Below are 23658 nucleotides of genomic sequence, written 5' to 3' on the forward strand. Positions count from 1 at the left end.
TCTTGTATCACAATGTCTTATTGCTAAAGCGTCTTGTTGTATTGTTAATGAAGTTACAACTTCCTGTTTGATAAGACTAATAAGTTTCCCGGTAAGTCAGAAGCCGGATACATCAATCCGGCACGGCGTGAAAATTCTTAATGCTTTCTTTTTTTGCTGGACGCTTCGGTGTTGATTTTTTCTTTCTGCCCCACCAGATGAGAAAACCTGTAACAGGTAAAGAAGCGGCAATCAGGGCGGCGAAGAACATCAGGAGCCGGCCCGGGAGTCCGGCGATGCTGCCCACATGGATGTCGTAATTCATGCGTACCGCTTTCTCTGCCACGGTGGCGTCTTTATACTTACCGAGATAGGAAGGCGTAATTTCCCGGCCGGTATGCTGATCGAAATAGAGGTAGTCGGCATCATAAAACTGGTGGCGACCAGGGTAGGCCCTGGCAATGATGGCTGCGGAATCGTTGGCGGGCAGGGAAATGCTGTAGCCTGCGGCCTGCGGATAATGGTCCATAAAGGATCCAAATACCTGGTTAATGAGGGTGCTGTCTTTCACCGGCGCATGATTACCGGATTTCACCGGCACGGCACCCGGCCTTTTCTGGCCGCCGCTGAATACCCAGAATTCAGCCTGCGCCATCCAGGTGAAGCTCCATACCAGGCCGGTTAAGGCGGCGAAAATAACGATCCAGCTGGCATAAAATCCCAGCACATTATGGAGATCATAGTTCAGTCTTTTTGGTGAAGCATCCAGCTTAACGCGGAAGCTGACTTTCCGGCGGGCCTTGTTGCGCGGCCACCACAGCACGATGCCGGTTACCAGCATCAGGAAGAACACCAATGTACTGCATCCGACTATAACGCCGCCGGTTTCCTGCGGGAGCCACAGGTGCATATGGCCTTGCAGGATAAAATGAAAGAACTCATCGTCGCGGTTAAGCACCTTCTGCACTTTGGCCGTATAGGGATTTACGTATACGTTGTAGTAGTGATAGGGTTTCTTTTGGAAGAACTGAACCACGGCCGCTTTGTCTTTCCCCTGGTACAGGATGCGGAATGCCTTTTCGCCACCCATGCTGGCTTCTCCCGCTGTACGGATGGCGGTTACAGGCTGAAAGGGCTGGTCCTGCGGAGTTACGTGCTGATAGGAAGCCGTGTATTCAGACAATTCCGGTTCCCAGGCGTAAATGGCGCCGGTGATGGAAATGATGAATACAATGATCCCGGAAACGAGTCCCAGCCAGAGATGCAGCCAACCGAATATTTTTTTGATGCGCATGTGTTAAAATGTAAAATGAAAGCACAGCGAACCGTGCTTTCATGGATGTATGAATGGCGAAAACCCTATAGTTTGATCACGAGGTTCACCGCATAGTTACGTGGCGGCTGCGGCTCGCCCCATGGACCCCAATACATCGTATTTGAAACATTATCCAGTTTTATACCGATGCGGTAACCAGGCCGGTCGTAGAACACGGTGCTGTTTACGAGTGCATAGGCAGGGAAGAACAAGGTATTGGCATCGTCAAAAGGCGTTTCGCTGTTGTAAAACAATCCGCCGCCAATGCCGAGGCCCTGTAGTTTCCCTTTCACCAGCCGGTAGCTGATCCAGGTGTTGGCCATATGCTTACCGCCGGAGCGCGCAGGTCGTTTCCCTACGTTAGCATTGGCTTTGGTGATCTCGCTTTCATTGAACCCGTAACCGGCTGTAATGTTAAGTCCAGGGAAAGGATTGGCGATCACTTCGGCTTCAAAGCCTTTGCTTTTCTGCGATCCATCCTGTATTGAAAAGGCCGGGTCTTCGGGATTTGAGCGCAGCTTGTCGGTCACGTTAATGTCGTATGCGCTGAGGGTAACGTTTAATTTGCGCTCAAACAGTTCTGCTTTCACGCCGCCTTCCCATTGGTTGGCCTGTTCCGGCTTGAAGAGGTTACCCTGTTTATCTGTTTGGGCGCTGTAAGTAAAGCCGTTCTGGTAGTTGGCGAAAACAGACAGCTGGTCTTTGATCAGCTGGTATACTACGCCGAATTTTGGAGAGAAAGATGATTTGCTGTAGCTGCCGGTTACATTGCCGTTCAGCAGGTTGGTGGTGCCCTGGTTATCTACTTTATCCCAACGGAGACTTAACATCAACAGCAGGCGATCCGTAAAATTGATCACATCTGAAGCATAGATGCCGTAGCGGTCAAGATGGCTTTTATAGAAGTTATTCGCCTGTGCAGTAGGAGTAGGGAACATAGGATAAATTTTTTCCATCATCAGGAACCTGGTAGGTGCTGAAGCGCTCACCGTATCGAGGATGAAGCGGGAAGTATAAGTTGGCTGCGTGATATCAGCCAGGTAATCCAGACCCACCAGTATACGGTGTTTGATGGAACCGGTATGGAAAGTACCATTCAGGTTCTGCTGGAGCTGAATAGTATTGTAGTTGTGACTATACTTCTGAAGCTGACGGGTGATGCTATCTTTTCCCGGCAGCCAGTTGCCGGAGAACTGGTACTGTTCGCGGGCGTTCACACCGCCGGTGGAGAATACGGTGGTGGTGTTCCAGTTACTGTTGATCTTATAATTCATTTGTGCGAATACGTTATATCCGGGGAAAGTAGATATAAGATCATTGGTATAAAAGGTCCGCTTATAGTATTTACCCATTGCCTCTTTGTAATCAGTAACACCGGCTGCCGGGTTCAGATAGGCGATGGACGGTGTTCCGCGGTTACGGAACGTTTCGAGGTCTACGAGGAAGCTCAGTCGCTCATTAGCCTGGTAAGAGAAGGCGGCAGACAGGAAATAGTTTCTTTTGAAGCCTGCTTCCTGGAAGCTTTCCTGGGCATGCCTGCCGAAGTTTACGCGCAGCAGTGCTGTTTTTTCCTTATTCAGTGGTGCATTCAGATCGATGGTAATGCGATTCAGGTTGTAACTTCCTGCGGTCAGGCTAACATCTGTTTTGAAGGTATCGAAAGGTTTTTTGGTCACACGGTTTACCAGCCCGCCATAAGATACGGCGCCGGTGCCAAATAATGTGCCGGAAGGACCTTTGATCACTTCAATCCTTTCCAGGTTGGATACGTCTACCGTTACCAGCTGGTTGGCCATCATACCATTTCGTATATAGTTCTGCGTGCGGAAGCCACGGATAATAGTAGAGGTACGGCCATTGCTCACCGTTTCAGTGGAATTCACGCCGGCTACATTCTTGATCGCATCTTTATAATCCACGATAACCTGCTCCTGCATCAACTCGGATCCTACAATGCTGTATACCTGGGGATTTTCCAGGTTCTTCAACGGCATGCGGGCTACGTAATCTGTTTCTTTTTTTGCAAATTTATTACGACCGCTTGCTACAATCACTTCCTGCAAAGTTTGTTTGGAAGCACTGAGTTGGAAATCGGCTTCCGCAGTTTCTCCTGCTGTTACGGTCACTGAACGGCTGATCACATCACGGCCGGTTATAAAAACCTCCACGGTATATGTGCCGGGAGTAATATTGCGGAGTGTATACGTTCCATTTTCGTTGGAGGTAGTTTGTTTGCGGGAATCTTTCAAACGGAGTCCCACACCAGGAACCGGTGTGCCGTCTTCCACTGTAACGCGGCCTTTGATGGCGCCGTGTGCCGGATGCTGCGCTTTAACAGCCGTGCTTAACAAGGCCAGTAACGCGCATGCCATTGCCAATGCAATAACTCTCATGATCAGTTTTTAAGATTTAGGGAATAGTGGGAATGCTACAACAGACGAACATAGTATTTATGTTCGCAAAGGTAGGAGGCAGGAGGGGCACAAAGGAATCGGATCGGGAATTTGGTTTACTCAATCGGGAAAAAAAAGATAGCAGGAATCAGGTCCATATAAAAAGAGGGTTTACTTCTTTATAAGGACCTTTAGTTTAGCGGTATAAAGGATGCTGTACTACCGTTGCGACTGGGTTCTTCCCACAACAATTTACAAAGTTTACATTTTAAGTTACAATCAGGATCCTTGAAGTTAAAAGGATTAAAGTAGGTTCGCTGTATCAAGCTTTAATAGGATATGAAAAATAAAGGAACCTTTTTGAATAGCCTGCTCACTATGCCCGCTGAACTAATTCACTCTTCTGTACAGGCTCAACAGAAACATGGCGCTAAGGATGTCGTTAACTGGCTACATGTCTATGAAAGCAATGCAGCGATGTTTCTGTTCCCGATAATTAAATAGAAAAAATTATGAAATATGCACACGTATATGTCCTCTTCCGGATGCTTGTTTTTCATACTTCCTGCGGACAAAACCAAACAAACGTACCACAGGATAATTTCAGTAAAGAACATAATGGCTACTCCGAGTCTCAACTTAAAGAGTTGGCTACCTCCAAGGTACCTATGAGTCAGGTTCGGCATGTAAAGCAGGCCAGAACATTTTACAACCAGGGAGGGGCTTGCCAATAACATGGTTATGTCTATTTATGAAGATAAAGGAGGTAATATCTGGTTCGGCGGAAATGGGCTAAGCCGTTACGACGGGAAATCCTTTCAAAATTTTACAACGAAAGACGGACTTCCCAATAATGGTATTAAGGCTATCATGGAAGACAAAACAGGGAAATTATGGATTGCCACATGGGACGGGCCTTGTTTTTATGATGGAAAAACATTTACCGTTTTAAAAGACAAAGATGGCAAAGTGTTTAAAAACGTTTGGTCAATAATCGAAGATGAAAAAGGAAACATCTGGACTACAGGTAGCATAAATCCTCCTGGTGGGTCAGTCTGGGCGCTTTCACGTTATGATGCAAAGTCCTTGTACAACAAAAAACCTGCTGTAACCGAAATCTTGTCAAGACCACCAGCTTTTTTGGGACTTTTAGAAGCTAACGATGGAAGTATTTGGTTTGGATCCGGAGGCGGGGTGCATCGTTATGATGGAAAGACCTTTACAGACTTTAAAAAGTAAAGAAAGTCAGAAATAAAGTAATAGCCAGCCATTTTAAGATGGAATTGTGCTTCAGGCGGCACATTTTTCAGCATCGGCAAGTGGCTGACTAGTATTTATCTCTGACTTAGAATACCTTTATTGCTACTCCAGTCCTTCAAATATTTTTCCTGCGGCCACACTCAACGCATCTTGTGCAGTGCGGTCGGCTTCATTCGTTAATATCACAATACCGGTATTCCGTTCAGGGTAAACGACGCAGTAACTGGAAAATCCAAACGTGCCGCCGCTTTGCCAGATCCTTCTTATACCGTTGCTGGTTTTATTCATCTGCCAGCTTAACCCCATCGCATAGCTATTGATATCGCCCCAGGCAGGTTGGTGTGTTAATTTTACTACCGGGTTGTTTTCATCGGTTTGCAGGCGGACATATTGCAGCATATCGGCCACGGAAGAATAGATGCCGCCGGCAGCCAGCAACAGCGGGGGATTGTATGGCATGATCCGTCCCTGTTGATTATAGCCTTTCGCCGCATTATCAGGAAGTGCCGCAGTGGTGTATTTCATCTGCTGCGGACGGGTAATATATTTTCTTACCAGTTGGGCGTACGGCATGCCGTATATGCGTTCCAGTATGAACCCAAGTAGTTGTGCCCCTGCATTGGAATATTTGAAATGATAACCGGGAATGGTATCCAGTTGTACCTGGTGAAGATCATTGAGGAAAGCAGCCATGGAATAGTCGTGCTGCAAACTATCGATCACGCCTGGGATGGAATCATCAGGGCGCTGGAAAAGATCGCGACGGTCGGGCAGCATGAAGGGTAAGCCGGAAACGTGTGCAATCAGGTGTTTCAGCTGGATAGCATGTGCTTTGTATTGCAGGTTGGGATAGTCGCCGTTCAGGTAAAAGCGGATGTCATCATCCAGTTTCACTTTTTTATCTGTTACTGCTTTGGCCAGTAAATAGCCGGTAAATGTTTTGGAAACGGAACCTATTTCGTAGGGTGTGTTGGGAGCGGGGAGGTTTGTTTTACTGTAACGGTAGATATAGGTCTGTCCGCCGGTATATACCCCTACTTCTGCACTAACGCGGGCGTTGTCCTGCATAAAAATGGTGAGCGCAGATTGAACAAGACTGTCCACTTTTGTTTTATGAAGATTATCTGTTGTTACCTGCGCCTGCGAAAGAAGCGTTGATAAGCATAAAAGAAATGCGGGGATAAAATGTTTCATGTTGGTTTTTTGAAAACACTTATCCTAAGAGAATGCCATTTGGCACAGCCTTCACTGTTATCTTCTTATATATTTTAAAATAAAAATACCTGTATCGAAAATGAACACCGGGTGTACGCAGGCGCACTACACTACGGGTGCAGTGGCCCTTTACTTACTTCTTCGCCTGCTTTGTATACCGCTGCTATTTTCCGGGTATTCTTAATATCCTGTGCAGGGTTGGCGTCCAGGATGATCAGGTCGGCCGTTTTACCTTTTTCTATAGTGCCATAGTGCTGATCTATTTTCAGCGCAGCCGCTGCATTTTTAGTGGCAATGGTAATGGCCTGTAAGGGAGTCAGGCCGGCCTGTACGAGCAGTTCCATTTCCAGGTGTTCGGAGAATCCCTGTGTGCGCACCGGTTGCGCGCCGGAGTCGGTACCCAGTGCTACGATGATGCCGGCATCCGCTATTCTCTTTACATTTTTCATCGCTGTTTCAAATGCATGGACATTCCGTTGGTAGGAGGGGGAGTTCTTTAACTTATCCTGATAGGCAGGCGAAGTAATCATTTCATATACGCCTGGTTCTAACGACGCTTTGAAGAAAGGATCATTGATCCACTCCGGCTTACGGGCATAGATATACGCATATTCATCCAGTGAAAGGGTGGGGATGTAAATGACTCCCTTGGCTTTCATCTGTTGTAGTAATGCTGCGTCAATTTCCTGGTCACGGATGCTGTGGGCAATGATGTCCAGCCCGCTGGCAACAAGACCTTTCGCATCTTCCAGATAGTAAAGATGTGAGGCCACAGGGATATGATGTGCATGGGCACGGGTGATGAGCGCCTTGTAAATAGCAGGGTCCATTTTAGGAGCAGAACCGCCAAAATCATCTACCCACATTTTTATTACCGTTGGCTTTACCAGCGCCACGCTATCCAGTTGTGTAGTAGCCTGTGCCACCGTAGCGGGGTGATATACATACTTCATCGGCGGACCCCCCTGTGTACCGGCAAATCCATAACCGGCTGAAAACAGGCGGGCGCCTGGCAGCAAGCCGTTTACAGAGGAGTCGCGTAACCCGGATGCAAACAGCATCGGCTGATCAGATCCCATCACGAGGATGTTGGTGATGCCATAGTCCGCGTACTTTTTCAGTTGTGATAATATGTTTTCGCGGGTATACGGATCGGTGCTGTTATCGTTGCCTTTCATCATGCCAATATGCACATGGCCGCTGGTGATAGCGGGCATAACGGTTTTGCCGGTGCCATCAATTATTGTGGCACCACCGGCTGGTAAATCCTTTCCGGTTGCAGCAATTTTTCCATCTTTGATGAATATATCTGTATGTTCCGTTGGTACGCCACCGTTACCATCGATCAATGTCACGTTCTTCAACAGGATGGCTTTAACAGGTGGTGTTGGCTGAAAGGCAGCCAGCGGTAACAAAGCGAGGAGGAGTAACAGATAATTTTTCATATCGTTGGGCTTTATGGAGAAATAAAGATAGGAAAATCTCGCTACCCCACTATCCCCATTATAAAACCAATCGCCTCTTCCGAATGCAATGCCGCCGTCGACTCCATCGTCATCCTCGCCGTTTCACCCGCTCTGGCGCGCATTTGTTTTTCATACGCGGCGATGGCAGCATGCACATCCGGGAAGTTTTCCCCGGTAAGCAATTGTCCTAATTCAAGGGCATCCAGCATCGCCATGTTTACGCCTTCGCCGGCATAGGGAGGCATCAGGTGTGCAGCATCGCCAAGCATAGTAAGGTTTGGTAATGCTTCCCAGGTTTGATCAAACGGCATGCAGTATTGCGGGCGTACTATAAAATTAGCATTGGCATTTTCAAACAGTTCCAGCCAGACGGGATCCCAGCCGGTAAAGGTGGCTTTAAACCAGGCCAGTACCTGTGTTTTATCTGAAAAATTGAGGCCACTGGTTTTATACCAGTTTTCGGCGGTGTTTATCCCGGTATAAAATACAAGGCTGCCGTCGCCTTTGGAACTTACGATTAAAGATTGCGCGTCACCCAGTGCAAATACTTTTCCTCCTTTTACCAGTGCATGGATGTTAGGGCAGGTGGTTGCTGCATCATATACGGCGCCTTCCACGATGGTAACGCCTGCATAAAAAGGCTGAATGGGCGTGATATACGGACGGATCTTTGAGTTGGCGCCGTCTGCTGCAATCACGATGTCGGCCGTGGCAGTGCTGCCGTTTTTAAATACCAGCTGCCAGCCGTGGAGGTGTGGCGACATAGACACAAACTGGCTGTCCCATACAACGGTGTCGGGTTCCAGCGAATCCAGCAGTATTTCTTTGAGCGGACCACGGTCAATTTCGGGACGCGACCTGTCCTCTCCGCCATTTTCATGGTCATCCAGGATAATGGCGGCGTGTTTGTCCACAATGCGTAGCCGGTCGGCGCCGGGGCGGTAGTTGGCCCTGAATGCTTCCGTCAGCCCCGCTTCTTCCAGTGCCTTTAATCCTGATTCCTCGTGGAGATCCAGTGTAGCGCCCTGTACCCGTGCTTCCCTGTTAATATCCCGCTCGTATACTTTTACGTCTGCATGGTTCATCTGCAGTATCCTGGCCAGTGTTAATCCACCCGGACCTCCGCCTACAATGGCTATTTTTTTGTGTTGAATGATGCTCATGTTGTTGTTTAATTTATTTCAGCATTCCTTTGATCACTGCGTTGCAGCATTCCAGTATCACTTTTTCTGTGATGAGTTGTTTGGGTCTTTGGGTATAATCAAAATATTCATTTACCAGGTCCAGCAGCGGGGCAAATAATAGGGCACGGAGAATATCGGGATGAAAATTCGGGATCACGCCTTGTTTTACCTGTTGCTTAAAAAACTGGTGGATGGGTTTAAAATACTGTCCCTGTTGTATGTTAGCCTGCTGGTATGCTTTATTCAGCAGGGGGGAGGTTTTCCCGTTTTGAAGCAATGCAAAATGCGTCCTGTTAAGGGTCAGGTACCGGAAGCTGTTTTGCCAGAGCTTTTTTACGCCGGTCGCAAAGTCCATACCCGCGTGAAAGTTTTCCAGCACGGCTTTTTCATACGTCTCCAGTACTTCTTCTATATAAAGTTTTACCAGGAGATCTTCTTTATCCCTATACTTTATATAAATCGTTCTGGGCGATATGTTGGCCGCTTTTGCCAGCTTCTGCATGGTGAGGTTTTCCAGTCCCTCTTCAGCAATGATCTGCAATGCAATGGTGCGGATGGCTTCCTCCTTCTCCAGGTTTTTAGGTCTCATGCAATAAATGTTACTGCAAAGTAAGTAAATGTTTGTTTACTTACGAAATCTTTCTTCCTGGAGATAATAAAAAAAGCTGCCCCGGAACATGCTTGTTCCGGAACAGCCTTGTCTTTCAGGTGCCACTATTAATTTTTTATTTCGCCGGGAATTACTTCCACTACCTGCTTCCTGCCACCCCGCAGTATGTCTACCGGGATCTTCCTGCCGATCTGTTTGTCGGATAATAGAAGATGCAGGTCATCAACTGAAGTAACCGGTTTATTGTCGAATGCAATAATGATATCGCCGATATGCAGTTCGCTGTTGTAGAAATTACCATCGGGAACGGTTTCAAACACGTATACACCCGTGTGAATATTGAGTTTGTTGGCGGCAATCATCCTGCTGCTCAGGTTTACCGGCTGTGCGGCAATACCCAGCTGCGCCCTGCGGATCTTCCCGTGCAGGATCAGCTGACCGGCAATCTGCGCTGCCAGGTTGGAAGAAATGGCAAAGCAAAGTCCCTGTGCGGAAGCGATAACTGCTGTATTCACGCCAATTACCTGCCCCAGGGAGTTGACCAGCGGTCCGCCGCTGTTGCCCGGATTAAGGGCGGCATCGGTCTGGATCACATTGTCGATCAGCCGGCCATTGCTGGCCCGCAGCGTACGCCCCAATGCGCTCACCACACCAGCGGTAACGGTATATTGCAATCCCATCGGGTTACCAATGGCAATCGCAATCTGCCCTACCTGCAGCGTGGAGGAGTCTGCCAGCGGCATCGCTTTCAACCCCGTTTCGTCGATCTTCAATACGGCAATATCCGTGGAAGGGTCGGCCCCCTTAATTTCTGCGTTTACGCGCCTGCCGTCAACAAACGACACCTTAATACTGTCGGCGTTTTCTACGACGTGGTTATTGGTAATAATAAAACCATCGGAAGAAATAATGAAGCCGGAACCAGTGCCTCCCTGCGTTCGCCTTTCCCGCGTTCGCTGGTCGCTTACTTTTTTCTGTACTTCTATATGTACCACCGATTCGGCTACAGTACCCACTACGCCGGTAACGGTTTGAGAATAGGCATCCAATAAACTCTTATCGTCCGACACCTGTTGTGTGAGAAATGAAATTGAGTTATCCATAATGTACAGGTGGCTCAAATATATCTCCAGTTTATTCCGGATGCCGTTTTGACATTTGATGAACCGGCTTTATGCCATCTTTACTTTTTCTGCACTTGAAAATTATAATTATTTGGCTATTTTGACGGGGAATGTTTTTCGTCTAATAAGGAACTATGCCACAGGCACAACCGGATGCCAATCCCAACCCGGGGCAGAACCCGGGTTACAAATTATAAATCATACCGCGGAGGGAAAGCGATTTCCCTCCGCTACTCAAACCATAATGTAATACAGTTGCCGATAGCATCAATCAGCTTCTTGTCTTTTACAAGATCCATTTTCCACCCGCTTTTCGCGCAACGTATAATGCCAATGGCTTCATCATTGAGCATCACTTCTGCTTCATAGCACACCCCTTTGGCACAGGTTTCCGATATAGGCACCGCTTCTCCTTTATAGCTTTTACCATTCAATTCAAATTCAATCGGGATCACCGTGCTCTCCAGCTGTGCCACAAATTTTTTCAGGAAGGCAATCAGGTGCTTTCGTTGTGTAGGTCCCGAAGTGCTCCATTTGCCTTTATCCGCACGCTTGTGCGCAATCTTGAATTTGAGGCCCGTCATGGTAGTGGCATAGTCGTTGGCATCAAGCTTCACCGCACTTTGATGGGCAAGGATATACCAGTGATACGCCGTACCCACCGGCACACCGGATCCTTCCGGCGCCTTTCCTGTTCTGCGCTTGGTAACAGCATAAGATATTTCCCAGAGATCGGGTGTGATCTTCGTTTCTTTCCAGTCGCCCTGGTCATAGTGCCAGTGATGTCCCCGGCCTATCTGAACGCCTGTATATTGTTTATCGCCAAAGGTTTTGAATTTATCGAAAGAAGTGACCTTACTCTTTTTAGCGATGCTGCCTGTTTTTTTGGCTGCCGCTTTTTTGGGCGCTGCTTTCTTTGTGGCAGCAGTACGTGTACTTTTTCGTGTATTTGTTTTCGTGGTTTGCATAGTAGCCATTGTACTGAATTTATAAGTAACAAAAGTTGAGTATACATAAGAGGGCGTCCAAAAAACAAACCATGTTGTGCGCATGGCATAGCGTTTGGTTTTTACTTCATCTACCAAATACCAGCAGCTATGGCAAATCTTAACGGACACATGGTTTTTGAGGCCGCGGTGCACAGCAGTGAAGCACACGCCTTTTATAAAGAGGCCTTGCTGCACTTAGAGGAGAGTGGGGCAGAATTTATGCTGGGTGGCGCTTTTGCCATGTTTCATTATACCGGCATTTACCGCGATACCAAAGATCTTGATATCTTTTGTAAGTGGACAGAATACCCCAAAATATTGAAATACTTCGGCAAACTGGAAGGATATACAGTAGAATTAACCGATGTGCGTTGGCTGGCTAAAGTATTCAAGGGAGAATATTTTATAGATATCATTTTTGATACAGTCAATAACATTTGCCGGGTAGATGATACCTGGTATGAACACGCTGTGCCGGCCATTTTTGAAGGGGTGCCGGTAAAACTGATATCTCCTGAAGAACTGATCTGGTGCAAGATATACGTACAGAACAGGGAGCGGTACGACGGCGCGGATGTTAACCACGTGATCCTGCGGCATAATCCACTCAACTGGAAGCGGATCTTATTCCGGCTGGATCAACACTGGCATTTGTTACTGCAGCAGCTGATCAATTTTCAGTTTGTATACCCGGCAGATTTTCACCGCATCATTCCCCGCTGGCTTTTCGCCGAGTTAATGCAACGGGCGCTGGAACAGTATGAGCTGCCACCGCCAACAGAAAGGGTTTGCCGGGGACCTGTGATTGATCAGACACAGTATGCCACTGATATAAAAGAATGGAATTATAAATCATCTACCATAAAAACGGTTTGATTATGGCAGCAGCTACACAACCAACGAGGATAGCAGCGGTAGGCGATCTGCATATAGGCGCCAACGACAAAGGGAAGTGGACGGATTATTTCAAAGCCATCTCCGCTAAGGCAGATGTATTGCTCATTGCGGGCGATCTGACCGATACCGGTGATGAATCAGAAGCACAGGTATTGGCCGGAGAACTGGCTGCCTGCACCATCCCCGTTGTAGCCGTATTAGGCAATCATGATTACGAGAAAGGGCGGCACAAACTGATCCGGCAAATCATCCAGGAAACCCACGATGTACATATCCTGGATGGCGAATGCACGATCATCAACGGGATAGGATTTGCCGGCGTAAAGGGTTTCGGCGGTGGATTCGATGGTCATATGCTCTCTATGTTCGGAGAAGATGAAATGAAAGCTTTCGTGCAAACGGGGGTGGATGAGGCTTTGCGGCTCGACAGGGCGCTGGCGCGGCTGGACCAGGAACATCCCGATATCCGGAAAATTGCACTGATGCATTATTCTCCTGTATTGGAAACGGTAGTGGGAGAATCACAGGAGATCTACCCATTCCTGGGCTGCTCCCGCCTGGCAGAACCCTTAACAAGACGTAAGGTAGTGGCGGCCTTCCATGGGCATGCCCATGTGGGGAAGCTCGAAGGCCAGATCAACGGCCTGAAAGTGTTTAATGTAGCGAAACCCATTCTGTCTGAGGCCGGTTATTCACCCGCCTTTTTTTTATATGAAGCATAGGTTTGTAGAGATATTTACAGGTATTGTGCATTTTATTCTATAGTGTATGAACGAACAATTTACCAGCTACAGTCAGCTGATCTTTGATAAACTGCATAACTGGTTTATTACCGCGGTTAAAATGACGCCCAATTTTATACTGGCGGTGATCATCTTTACGCTGTTTTTATTGCTGGCGCGTTTTACCCGTAAAATCACCTACCGGTTTTCGCAACGGTTGTCTGAAACACCCGCCATCTCCAACCTGGTATCCAGCTTATTCTATATCCTGTTTTTATTGCTGGGCTTATTTATTTCGCTGAATGTATTGCGGTTGGATAAAGCCGTTACCTCATTGCTGGCAGGCGCTGGTATTATCGGACTGGCACTTGGCTTTGCTTTCCAGGACCTGACCGCCAATTTTATTTCCGGTATTTTTATCACTTTCAAAAAGCCGTTTGAGGTAGGTCATATTATTGAAACCAACGGTTTTACCGGCAGGGTAGATGCCATCCAGCTAAGATCCACTACCATGATCACCGCAGATGGCCTGCATGTCATTATTCCGAATAAGGAAATTTTCCAGAAACCTATTATCAATCATTCACTCACACCACTGCGGCGCATTGCACTCACCTTCTCTATTCCATTGTCGGATAAACTGAAGGAGGCGGAAAGGATCATGACAGATATTGTAGTGCAGATGAAAGAGGTAGTGCCGGATAAACCCAAAACAGTTTGGTACAGCGGTATTGATGGAGGCGCGGTGAAAGTGATCCTGAGTTGCTGGGTGAGCAACGAATCGGATGATGCGTATGAACGCACTACCCACGAATTGATCACAAAAGTAACCACGTCGTTAAAAGCGGCAGGTTTGATGTAAAAAGCAGGACCGGCAATAGAGCCGGTCCTGCTGGTTTTTACGGACGTACAATGGTTGTTTTTTCCTCATGCCCGCGGTGGCACCCGGGATCATTATTCCAATGACGTATAGCCATCCGGGTGAGCAGCACATTGGCCGCAATAAATAATACAATCACCAGTATGGAAGCTACTTTAGTGATAGTGCGAAGGGCCGGTTTTTTTGAAAATCCGCCAAAAACATAACCGATAATAAATACCATGCTGGCCGCAAACAGCACACGCAGCACGATAACAATTCCAAGTCCCATAATCATTCTTTTTAAAGGTTATTTAATTTTACCCAGCAATTGCTGATCATCTGTCCGGCCCCAGTGCGGGTACACATCTGTGCCGGGGTTGCCCAGCTTTTGCAGGCTTTCTGTAGCCAGTTTTTTTGCCTGTTCCTTATCGCCGCCCCACATTTTCGGGGTGTAGTATTTTACCCACGCCGCCACATACAATGCGCGTGGATTACCAGGGTCCAATGCCAGCGCTTTCTGAAGCATCTGTCCGGACAGTACGCCGTATTTACGGCCGTAGGTCATCGGATTGATGAACACCCTGGTACGGTATACCATACTTAGTACGGTGTATACTTCCGCCAGTTCTTTTTTCTGCTTAGTGCTGTCCAGCAAGGAGAGCGCTTTTTGCGCCATTGCTTCCCCGCGGTCGGCGAAGGGTTCTATCTTTTCGCCGTCGTCCTGCAGGAGGAACCCGGTCTTTGCATTACACAGCGCCGCATAGTAGGGCGGCAGCCAGGCCGGTTGTTCGCTGATACCGGAAAATGTTTTCTCCAGCGCCGCATAATCCTTCACCGTTTGGGCCTGGTCCAGTTGGTTAACGGCTTGCTGTAATGCATTGGATTGCGCCATGCTGCTGTAGCCTGATACTAACATAAGGGCGCAGATAAATAACTTTTTCATGTTGATGTGTTTAGTGTTTTATAAATTATTATTAAGAAAGTCGTCGGTACGGTCTATACCGAAACTCATAAATACGCCGATGAAATAACCACGTGTAGCCGGCAGCGTTACCGGCTCCCTGAATTGCCCGTTTGCGCTGTATTGATAACCGAACACCTGTTTGGTTCCAAAGAGGTTGTTAACACCCATCGCAAAGCCGGAGAAGTCTTTCCACTTCCGGTTTTTAAAGAAGGAGCAGAGGTAAGCCACGTGCAGGTTGGCGATGTTATATGCCTTAGTGGTGCCCTGGTCCGTAATACCGTGGGTACTGATATTATAGTAGGGCCGTCCTGCTGCCAGCGCCCAGGAAACATTCACGTTGGTGCTGATCTCCCGGAAAAACTTTTTAACAGCCACCGTGGTGGTATGCGGCGCCGTGAAGGAAGGCCGGAGGGCATAAGGATAATCAAGATAGTTACGTTTGGTATCCAGGTAGGTATACGTTATCCAATAGTCCAGGTCTTTGATACTTTTTTTATCCCGCCAGAAAAGTTCAACTCCCTGCGCATAGCCGTTCCCGTTATTGCTCAATGCGGGTATTATTTTAACCAGGTTGCGGTATTTTTTATAATACAACTCTGCCCGGAAGAAACGGTTGTTGGCTTTTTTGGTGTAGTTCAGCACATAGTGGGTAGCGCTGGAAAAATTGAGATCACGGAACTGGTAAAGAAATTCGTTGGCCGGCTCCTGGTAAAAGATGCCATAGGCCAGGTTAAACTGGCTGGCATCAGGGAGGCGGTAAGCAAGGCTTATCCTGGGCGCTGCCACCAGCTTGCGGAGCACGGTAGCATATTCCATGCGTACACCGGCTTTGGCGGCGAGGTTGGGGGCGAGGTAAATATCGCCTTCGGCAAAAGCGGCCGACAGGTGATCCGTTAAGGCAATAGCGCTGTCGTTGGAGAAGCCTTTATCGCGGGTATAAAAATGTTCAGCGCCAAAGCGCAGTGCTTGTCCTTTGGAAAAGAAGCGGGTGAATACAACCCTGGCCTGCGCAAAATCAGTGCGGATGGTGTGGCTGCCTGTTTTATAAGGGAGAGATGAAACAGCGGTATTACCTTTTGCATCCGTGAGGCTGTTGGCCGTAGCTTCGCGGTTATAGCTGTACACGGCGCCGAGGTCCATCTTCCAGTTGTTGTCCAGGTAGCTGCGGAAGCTGAGATTATTGTAGCTGTTCCAGCCGCGCACCTGGTACCCTGCATTGAGCACGGCACTGTCGATGTCTGGTTTGCGCATACCCACATTACTGTAGCTCCAGTTGCTGTACAGTTTGAGCATACCTGTTTTGCCGGTACGTATCCTGAAGTTGAAGTTGCCATCTGCATATGCCGGTCCTGCGAAATAATCAGGTACCTGCGGCACTACGCTGTTGTACAGCGATTGATTGCTGTAATTAAGGTTCACGCCATAACTGCTTTTATTATCCTGGGCGAGGTGCTGGAAACCCGCGCCCAGGTTGGCGGGGAACACGCTGAAGCTGGCGGACGTTTTTTCCGGCAGGTCGGTGCTTTCCATGATGAGCGCGCTGCTCATGGCGGAGCCGTATAAAGCAGAGTATCCTCCTGAGCTGAACAGGATGCCTTTGAACAGGAAGGGGTTGATGCGGGCATACTGCGGCACGCCGGGAACAGCGGGGTAGTTGGGTGTTTTGAGCAGGGTACCGTCGATGAACTGCCGCGTTTCATCACCGGTGCCACCGCGTACAAAAAGCCCTGATTGTTCACCGATCTGCTGGGCGCCGGGCAGGGAGCGCAGCGCCTGTGCAATATCAGCATTACTGCCGGCTACCGTTACGGCGTCGATAGGAGTGAGCGAGGCGCCTTTGGCGCGGTCGCTGGCTTCAAAGCTGCCGGCGCTTACTACAACTTCCTGCAAGGGACGTTTACTTTTTATAGTGGTATCCTGTTTGCTCTGCGCGTAGGCGGCAAAGGGAAGGAGTGCGATGAAAAATAACCCTGTTTTCATGACGGTTAGTATTATAACCGCAAAGCTACCGGGAGGAGTGACTGTTATTTTGGAGAGTAGACGGGAAGGGAAAGTGTAGCGACAAAACAGGAACGGTTCAGGATTGCAGCATCCGGGTGACGTTCTCTTTATAGAATTCACTCACCGGTATTTCAATATTGCCGATGCATACAAGGTCGCGTTTCACTGTAGTGATTTTCTTCACGGCCACAAGGTAGGATTTATGCGTGCGGATAAAAGCGCCGGCAGGAAGTTTTTCCTCCATCGCTTTCATGGTCATGCGGGTGAGCACGGGTTTGGCCGTACCGGACAGGTGGATCTTGATATAATCTTTTAATCCTTCTATATAGGTAATGTCGGCGGTGAGGATCTTTACCTGGGTATATTCCACGTTTACAAAAAAGGAATGGTCTTCTGCAATCGCCGGCCTTTTCAGGCGGAACAACTCACTGGCACGGTTACACGCTTTCAGAAAACGTTCAAAGGAGAATGGTTTAAGCAGGTAGTCTACTACCTGGAGGTTAAATCCTTGCAGTGCGTATTCTTCATAGGCGGTAACAAGAATCACCATGGGAGGTTGCTGCAGCGATTGCAATAGCTGCAGGCCATTCAGCCGGGGCATCTGTATGTCCAGGAAAATAAGGTCAATGGGTTCCTGCTGTAATACCTCCAGTGCTTCCATGGCATTGCGACAGGTTTTTACCAGTTGCAGGAAGGGCACCTGCCGGATATTATCTTCCAGCAATTCCCTTACCAGTTGTTCATCATCTACGGCTATACAACGTATCATGTGAGCTTCAGTGTTAGGGTAATATGAAACAGCGGTGGTTCGTCCCTGATCTGCAGCTGATGCCGTCCGGGGTACAGCAGTTGCAGTCTTGTTTTTACATTTGCCAAACCAATACCAGAGTTTTCGTCTTTGCTGGCATTGGGATCGTTATCGTATTCATTCAGTACTTCAAAGATAAGCACATCCTCTTTCATGGCCAGTTGTATATCAATAGCAGGATGCGGCGTATAGCCGGTACCGTGTTTGAAAGCATTTTCCACAAATGGAATCAGCAGCATAGGTTCTATGTTGTTGTTGCCGGCAGCCTGACTGGCGGCCATTTTCACGTTAATGGCCACTTCGTTGCCGAAGCGCAGCTTTTGCAGGGCAATGTAACTGTTGAGGTACAGGATCTCCTGGGAAAGCAGCACCTTTTTCCCCGTATCGTACAGCATATAACGCATCAGGTCGGATAGCATGAGAAGCGCCGGTTCCAGCTGGTCGGATTTTTTCCTGGCGAGCGATACCAGGTTGGTTAACACATTAAACAGGAAATGCGGACTCACCTGCGAACGCAGGAATTTCAGTTCCGAACTGAGTTGCTCCGCCTGTTGTTCCTTCTGCCGTCTTTCAGCGCGCAGCATATCTGTTACCCGGCAGTATACCAGGCTGATAAAATATACCGCCACCGACGGGCCGAACACAAATTTATACGCTGCCAGGTCCCGCGCAACATCCGGGAACCAATGTGCCATGATCGTATATTTTAACGGGAACGACAGTCCTATCAGCAGTATAACCGCAGGGAAATAAAGCCACCAATACCGCCTGTTCCACAACCTGGGATACAGCACCAGGGCATGGATATAGAAGATAGCCATATGGATAACACCGGAAAGGGTAAAGAACAAGCCAGGCAGGCTGCCTATCCGGTAGCCACTGGCTGCACTGGAAACGATATAGGGCAGCAACAGTATTACGCTCCATATCACTATATGCAGCGCGATCGTAATTTTTTTCAGGGAGATATTTTTTTTCATCTGCTGTCCGGATAAAGCTACTGATTTTTATAAAGCTAGCCGCATTAACGGCGTTCATTAAGGAAGAATAGACGTCCGGGGTAAATGTGCAGACAACACCGGCAGGCAGCGCGACAGGGAAGTATTTATCATATTCAGAGAAAATACCATTATTATAGCTGAATGCATTGATTAATTTTGATGGCCATTAAGATCTAAATTTCCTGTTATGATAAAACGCAGTATCGGGATGCTCATTTTATTGATGAGCGCTTCCCTGGTTTTTGCCCAGCAATATGAAGCCAACTGGAATTCCCTCAACAAGCGGGGCATTCCTGCCTGGTTCAGCAATGCCAAGTTCGGCATCTTTATTCACTGGGGTGTGTATGCAGTGCCGTCTTATGCCGTGGTAGGCCCCGGTGGTTATTCCGAATGGTACTGGTACAACCTGAGAGGCACTAAAGAAGGTTCCCATCAGCAGGTACAGGCTTTTCATGATAAGAATTACGGAAAGGATACGCCGTATGAAAATTTTGAAAGCCAGTTCACCGCTTCGTTGTATAACCCCCAGCAGTGGGCATCAATATTCCGCCGCTCCGGCGCTAAATACGTAGTACTTACTTCCAAACACCATGAAGGCTATTGCCTGTGGGACAATAAACAGGCAAACGAATCCTGGGGTCATTCCTGGAACGCTGTTACGGGAACGCCTAAACGCGATTTGCTGGGTGATCTCACAGACGCTGTGCGCAAGGAAGGGCTGAAGATGGGCTACTATTATTCCCTGTACGAATGGTTTAACCCGCTCTGGTTAAAAGATAAACAACGGTATGTAAAGGAAGTAATGACGCCGCAGTTTAAAGACCTGGTAACCCGTTACAAACCTTCCGTTATATTTTCGGATGGAGAATGGGAACTGACCGATACGGCCTGGCAAAGCCCGTCGCTGCTGGCCTGGCTGTTTAATGAGTCGCCGGTAAAAAATGAAGTAGTGGTAGATGACCGCTGGGGCAGTAATACCCGTGGTAAAAACAACGGCGCTACCTATCTTACTTCTGAGTATGGCAGCGGCATGCAGCCCGGCGTCATCTGGGAAGAGAGCCAGGGCATCGGGCAATCGTACGGCTATAACCGTATGGAAACGGCGGACGACTACAAGAAAAGCGCGGACCTGGTACTGATGCTGGTAGATATTGTATCCCGGGGCGGTAACCTCCTCCTGGACATAGGACCCACCGCAGATGGCCGTATTCCGGTGATCATGCAGCAAAAGCTGCTGGACATCGGCAAATGGCTGGAAGTAAACGGGGAAGCCATCTACGACTCCAAACCCTGGAAGGTAAGCCAGCAGTGGAGCACCGGTAAACGCCCCGAAACGAAGGAAGCCAGCTATATGTCTGGTTACAACATTTCGCAGCTGGTGAAAAAATCAGATCAGCATGCCAACGTGGAATTGTTTTTCACCCGGAAGCCGGGCGCTTTGTATTGCTTTGTTCCGGCTTACCGTCAGCAGGTGGTGATCCGCGATTATACGCCGGCAAAAGGCGCTGTGGCCACTGTGCTGGGCAGCACTAAAGCTGTCAGGTGGCAGCAGAAAGGAAAGGACTGCCTGGTAGACCTCTCGGGCCTCCGCCCTGGGGATGTGCCGGATGGGCTGCTGGTGGTGAAAATGAAAGGATAATATTAATGGCATACGGAATAACAGAGAGAAGGCGCCATGCCTTCTCTTTGTTATTTTTACCATTGCCGTAGTTTTATTAAAAAATAATTTTAAAAAGTATATTTTTAAAGGAACAGAAAATCACTTTCGTTCCCATGCTCCTGAAATTCAGTTACGGGTTGATAGTTTCCACGTTATTACTATCCTGCACCTCAAAAAACACTGCGCACCGCACCTGGCAGGTATACGGCGGCAGTAAGGAAAACATTCACTACAGCGCCTTAACGGAACTGGATACCAGTAATGTATCACAATTAAAGATCGCCTGGGCATACCGTACCGGCGACACCGCAGAACGCACACAGATCCAGGTGAACCCCATCGTGGTAGGAGAATGGCTGTACGGCGTTTCCCCACAGCTGAAACTATTTGCCGTGCAGGCGGCTACGGGAAAGCCGTACTGGACATTTGACCCTGTAAAAACCGGCGAAAAGAATGCTTTCCAGTTTAATCCCTGCAGGGGCATTACCTATTATGAAAACGGCGGCAAAGAACAACGCATTTTTTATACGGCCGGCAGCCGGCTGTATTGTATAGATGCCCAGAGCGGGGTGCCTGTTAAAGCCTTTGGCGACAGCGGGTATGTGGATCTTCACCGCGATATGGGCCGTAACATGGATCAACTCGATATTACCTCCACTACACCAGGCATCATCTATAAAAACCTGCTGATCGTAGGCACCCGCGTAGGAGAAGCCGCCGGCGCAGCTCCGGGCTACATCCGCGCTTACGATGTGCACAACGGCCGGTTGAAATGGATTTTTCATACCATCCCGCAACCGGGAGAAGAAGGCTATGATTCGTGGAACGACAAAGACGCATGGCAACATACCGGCGGGGCCAACTCCTGGGCAGGATTCAGCCTGGATGAAGAGAAAGGTATCGTGTATGCCCCGGTGGGATCGGCTACAGATGACTTCTACGGCGGCAAAAGACCCGGCAACAACCTCTTCGCCAATTGCGTGCTGGCGCTGGATGCGGCCACCGGCAAAAGGATCTGGCATTTCCAAACAGTGCACCACGACCTGTGGGACCGGGACCTTCCTACCGCGCCCATGCTAATAACCGTGAAGAAAGACGGCCGGCAAGTAGAAGCAGCCGTGCAGGTGACGAAAACGGGATTCATTTTCCTGCTGGACCGCCGCACCGGCCAGCCGCTATACCCCGTAACGGAAACGCCTATACCGGCAGATACCACCTTACCCGGGGAATGGGCATCGCCCACGCAGCCCATGCCTACCTTTTTTAAACCATTTGTGCGGCAATCGCTGTCGGAGAAGGACCTGAACACCCTGGTGCCGGATTCGTCCCATGCCGATATCAAAGCGCGGCTGGCATCGTATAAAACCGGCCACATTTTCCTGTCGCCCTCCAGGCAAGGCACCGTGATCTTTCCGGGCTTTGATGGCGGCGCCGAGTGGGGCGGACCCGCAGCAGATCCTGAAACCGGCATCCTGTACGTAAACGCCAGTGAAATGCCCTGGGTGCTCACCATGGTGGAGGCAAAGGATCAGCACCCTTCCGCTACGGAAACACAACTCCAGGCAGGGAAACGGTTGTATACCGCCAATTGTATGTCGTGCCACGGACCGGAGCGCAAAGGCGGCGGTAATTTTCCATCTCTCTTAAATATCCAGGCAAAGTATACGGAAACAGCATTGGAACAACTGGTGAATACCGGCCGCAGAATGATGCCGGCTTTCAAACAGCTGGACAGCAGCGAGAAAAAAGCATTAGCCGTTTTTTTACTGGATGTAAAGTCGAAACAACAACAACCTTTTACTGCACCGCGGAAAAACGTAGATGCATATACGAATTTACCTTACCGCACCACCGGCTATAATAAATTTTTAACGAAAGAAGGATACCCGGCCGTAATGCCGCCCTGGGGCACACTGAGCGCCATTGACCTTAACACGGGAAAAGTGCTGTGGAAAGACACCCTGGGCGATTACCCCGAACTGAAAGCAAAAGGCATTCACAGTGGCACGGAAAATTACGGAGGACCAGTGGTAACCGCCGGCGGCCTGCTGTTCATTGCCGCTACGGCCGACAGCAAGTTCAGGGCTTTTAATAAAAGAACAGGTCAGCTGCTGTGGGAAACCGACCTGCCCGCCTGCGGCTTTGCCACACCTGCGGTGTACGAAGTGGAAGGAAAACAATTTGTGGTGATCGCCTGCGGTGGCGGTAAGCTGGGAAAGAAATCAGGAGATACTTACCTGGCATTTGCACTTTAACAGTCATCATTCAACATTCAAAATATCTTTTACTATGAGTATTTCAAGAAGAAATTTCCTGTTGAAAGGGAGCCTGGCGATCGCCGGTACCGCGCTGCTGTCAAACGATCTGCTGGCAGCCACAGTACGTAAGCCCGTGCTGGGTATACAACTATATTCTATCCGCGATGATATGAAGAAAGACCCGTTGGGTACGCTCAAACAACTGGCCGCCATGGGATACAAAAATGTGGAACATGCAGGGTACAGCCAGCGGAAATTTTATGGCTATTCCGCCAAAGAGTTTAAAAAACTCCTGGATGATCTCGGCCTGCTGATGCCAAGCGGACATACAGTAATGGGCAAACAGCATTGGGATGCAGCAAAAAATGATTTCACCGACGAATGGAAATATACCGTGGAAGATGCCGCCATCGTAGGACAGCACTATGTGATCAGCCCTTGGCTGGATGAAAGTCTCCGTAAAAATTACGACGACTTTAAAGCCTATATGGACGTATTCAATAAAAGCGGCGCTTTGTGTAAAAAATCAGGTATGAAGTTCGGCTACCATAACCATGATTTTGAATTCAGCCAGCAGCTGAACGGGCAAAAGATCTTCGACCTCATCCTGCAAAACACAGATCCTTCCCTGGTGGCGCAACAGCTGGATATTGGCAATATGTACCATGCCGGCGGTATCGCATTGGATATTATTAAGCAATACCCTGGCCGCTTTGAGCTGATGCACGTAAAGGATGAAATTAAAACAGACAAGGGAGAAATGGGCGGTAAATACGAAAGCACCGTATTAGGCAAAGGCATCATACCGGTGAAGGAAGTGATTGATCTCGGTAAAAAATCCGGTGGCACCAAACACTTTATTATTGAGCAGGAGTCCTACCAGGGACAGGCGCCGCTGGATGCTGTGCGCGACGACCTGGCCGTAATGAAAAAGTGGGGCTACTAGCTGC

At 48.6% G+C, this 23658-nt stretch carries 20 protein-coding genes and 1 pseudogene; 8 read left to right on the forward strand and 13 right to left on the reverse strand.

The features are described 5' to 3' along the window. Window positions 1–112 precede the first annotated feature (112 nt). Together ACLHR0_RS21570 and ACLHR0_RS21575 are read right to left on the reverse strand one after the other, a co-directional pair. Window positions 113–1273, reverse strand: coding sequence for a PepSY-associated TM helix domain-containing protein (locus ACLHR0_RS21570; RefSeq protein WP_436489396.1), 1161 nt, complete (start codon window positions 1271–1273; stop codon window positions 113–115). Between the two features lie 65 nt (window positions 1274–1338). Beyond that, complete coding sequence (locus ACLHR0_RS21575) at window positions 1339–3687, reverse strand: TonB-dependent siderophore receptor (protein ID WP_436489397.1); 2349 nt, start codon at window positions 3685–3687, stop codon at window positions 1339–1341. 729 nt (window positions 3688–4416) lie between these two features. Between ACLHR0_RS21575 and ACLHR0_RS21580 the strand changes: the two are divergent. Together ACLHR0_RS21580 and ACLHR0_RS21585 are read left to right on the forward strand one after the other, a co-directional pair. Continuing rightward, window positions 4417–4470 (forward strand): annotated as a pseudogene (locus ACLHR0_RS21580) (two-component regulator propeller domain-containing protein); the annotation flags it as partial. Continuing rightward, a complete protein-coding gene (locus tag ACLHR0_RS21585; protein ID WP_436489776.1) occupies window positions 4459–4926 on the forward strand; it encodes a two-component regulator propeller domain-containing protein in 468 nt (155 codons plus the stop codon). The pseudogene ACLHR0_RS21580 and the gene ACLHR0_RS21585, both read left to right, overlap by 12 nt. 123 nt (window positions 4927–5049) lie before the next feature. Here ACLHR0_RS21585 and ACLHR0_RS21590 read toward each other — a convergent pair whose 3' ends face one another. The 6 genes from ACLHR0_RS21590 to ACLHR0_RS21615 form a co-directional block, all read right to left on the reverse strand. Next, a complete protein-coding gene (locus ACLHR0_RS21590; protein WP_429046858.1) occupies window positions 5050–6141 on the reverse strand; it encodes a serine hydrolase domain-containing protein in 1092 nt (363 codons plus the stop codon). A 131-nt stretch (window positions 6142–6272) separates the two neighbouring features. Continuing rightward, window positions 6273–7607, reverse strand: a complete 1335-nt coding sequence (locus tag ACLHR0_RS21595) for an amidohydrolase family protein (protein ID WP_436489399.1) — start codon at window positions 7605–7607, stop codon at window positions 6273–6275. 41 nt (window positions 7608–7648) lie between these two features. After that, a complete protein-coding gene (locus ACLHR0_RS21600; RefSeq protein ID WP_436489401.1) occupies window positions 7649–8791 on the reverse strand; it encodes an FAD-dependent oxidoreductase in 1143 nt (380 codons plus the stop codon). A 13-nt stretch (window positions 8792–8804) separates the two neighbouring features. Then, entirely contained in the window at window positions 8805–9401 is a 597-nt protein-coding gene (locus ACLHR0_RS21605) for a TetR/AcrR family transcriptional regulator (RefSeq protein ID WP_436489403.1), read from the reverse strand. Window positions 9402–9529: 128 nt separating this feature from the next. Next, window positions 9530–10525: a S1C family serine protease gene (locus ACLHR0_RS21610; RefSeq protein WP_370911493.1), complete on the reverse strand. Its 996-nt coding sequence runs from the start codon at window positions 10523–10525 to the stop codon at window positions 9530–9532. A gap of 251 nt (window positions 10526–10776) precedes the next feature. Further along, window positions 10777–11523, reverse strand: a complete 747-nt coding sequence (locus ACLHR0_RS21615; protein ID WP_436489405.1) for a hypothetical protein — start codon at window positions 11521–11523, stop codon at window positions 10777–10779. A 120-nt stretch (window positions 11524–11643) separates the two neighbouring features. Between ACLHR0_RS21615 and ACLHR0_RS21620 the strand changes: the two genes are divergently transcribed. Genes ACLHR0_RS21620 through ACLHR0_RS21630 form a run of 3 tightly spaced genes read left to right on the forward strand, consistent with a single transcriptional unit; the run spans window position 11644 to window position 14016 of the window. Continuing rightward, entirely contained in the window at window positions 11644–12411 is a 768-nt protein-coding gene (locus ACLHR0_RS21620; protein WP_429046867.1) for a nucleotidyltransferase, read from the forward strand. A 2-nt stretch (window positions 12412–12413) separates the two neighbouring features. Next, window positions 12414–13154, forward strand: a complete 741-nt coding sequence (locus tag ACLHR0_RS21625; protein WP_429046868.1) for a metallophosphoesterase family protein — start codon at window positions 12414–12416, stop codon at window positions 13152–13154. Window positions 13155–13200: 46 nt separating this feature from the next. Then, window positions 13201–14016 carry a mechanosensitive ion channel family protein gene (locus ACLHR0_RS21630; protein WP_436489407.1) on the forward strand — a complete coding sequence of 272 codons (816 nt, stop codon included), beginning with the start codon at window positions 13201–13203 and terminating at the stop codon, window positions 14014–14016. Between the two features lie 37 nt (window positions 14017–14053). On the opposite strand, the gene ACLHR0_RS21635 is transcribed toward ACLHR0_RS21630, so the two are convergent. The 5 genes from ACLHR0_RS21635 to ACLHR0_RS21655 form a co-directional block, all read right to left on the reverse strand. Beyond that, on the reverse strand, window positions 14054–14305 hold the full coding sequence (locus ACLHR0_RS21635) for a hypothetical protein (RefSeq protein ID WP_436489408.1): 252 nt from the start codon (window positions 14303–14305) through the stop codon (window positions 14054–14056). A gap of 18 nt (window positions 14306–14323) precedes the next feature. Further along, window positions 14324–14959: a hypothetical protein gene (locus ACLHR0_RS21640; RefSeq protein ID WP_436489410.1), complete on the reverse strand. Its 636-nt coding sequence runs from the start codon at window positions 14957–14959 to the stop codon at window positions 14324–14326. An 18-nt stretch (window positions 14960–14977) separates the two neighbouring features. After that, a complete protein-coding gene (locus ACLHR0_RS21645; protein ID WP_436489412.1) occupies window positions 14978–16960 on the reverse strand; it encodes a TonB-dependent receptor plug domain-containing protein in 1983 nt (660 codons plus the stop codon). Between the two features lie 97 nt (window positions 16961–17057). Beyond that, a complete protein-coding gene (locus tag ACLHR0_RS21650) occupies window positions 17058–17750 on the reverse strand; it encodes a LytR/AlgR family response regulator transcription factor (protein WP_429046873.1) in 693 nt (230 codons plus the stop codon). After that, window positions 17747–18769: a sensor histidine kinase gene (locus ACLHR0_RS21655; protein WP_436489414.1), complete on the reverse strand. Its 1023-nt coding sequence runs from the start codon at window positions 18767–18769 to the stop codon at window positions 17747–17749. The genes ACLHR0_RS21650 and ACLHR0_RS21655 overlap by 4 nt, the downstream gene beginning before the upstream one ends. A 208-nt stretch (window positions 18770–18977) precedes the next feature. Between ACLHR0_RS21655 and ACLHR0_RS21660 the strand changes: the two genes are divergently transcribed. From ACLHR0_RS21660 to ACLHR0_RS21670, 3 genes are all read left to right on the forward strand, one after another. Continuing rightward, window positions 18978–20429, forward strand: a complete 1452-nt coding sequence (locus ACLHR0_RS21660) for an alpha-L-fucosidase (RefSeq protein ID WP_436489416.1) — start codon at window positions 18978–18980, stop codon at window positions 20427–20429. 134 nt (window positions 20430–20563) lie between these two features. Beyond that, the gene (locus ACLHR0_RS21665; protein ID WP_436489418.1) at window positions 20564–22705 is read left to right on the forward strand and encodes an outer membrane protein assembly factor BamB family protein; all 2142 of its coding nucleotides are present in this window, start codon (window positions 20564–20566) and stop codon (window positions 22703–22705) included. Window positions 22706–22739: 34 nt separating this feature from the next. Continuing rightward, window positions 22740–23654, forward strand: coding sequence for a sugar phosphate isomerase/epimerase family protein (locus ACLHR0_RS21670; RefSeq protein WP_429046879.1), 915 nt, complete (start codon window positions 22740–22742; stop codon window positions 23652–23654). Window positions 23655–23658: the final 4 nt, after the last annotated feature.

This window comes from Chitinophaga sp. ARDCPP14, assembly GCF_051362515.1.
In the GTDB taxonomy this organism is placed as follows: Bacteria; Bacteroidota; Bacteroidia; order Chitinophagales; family Chitinophagaceae; genus Chitinophaga.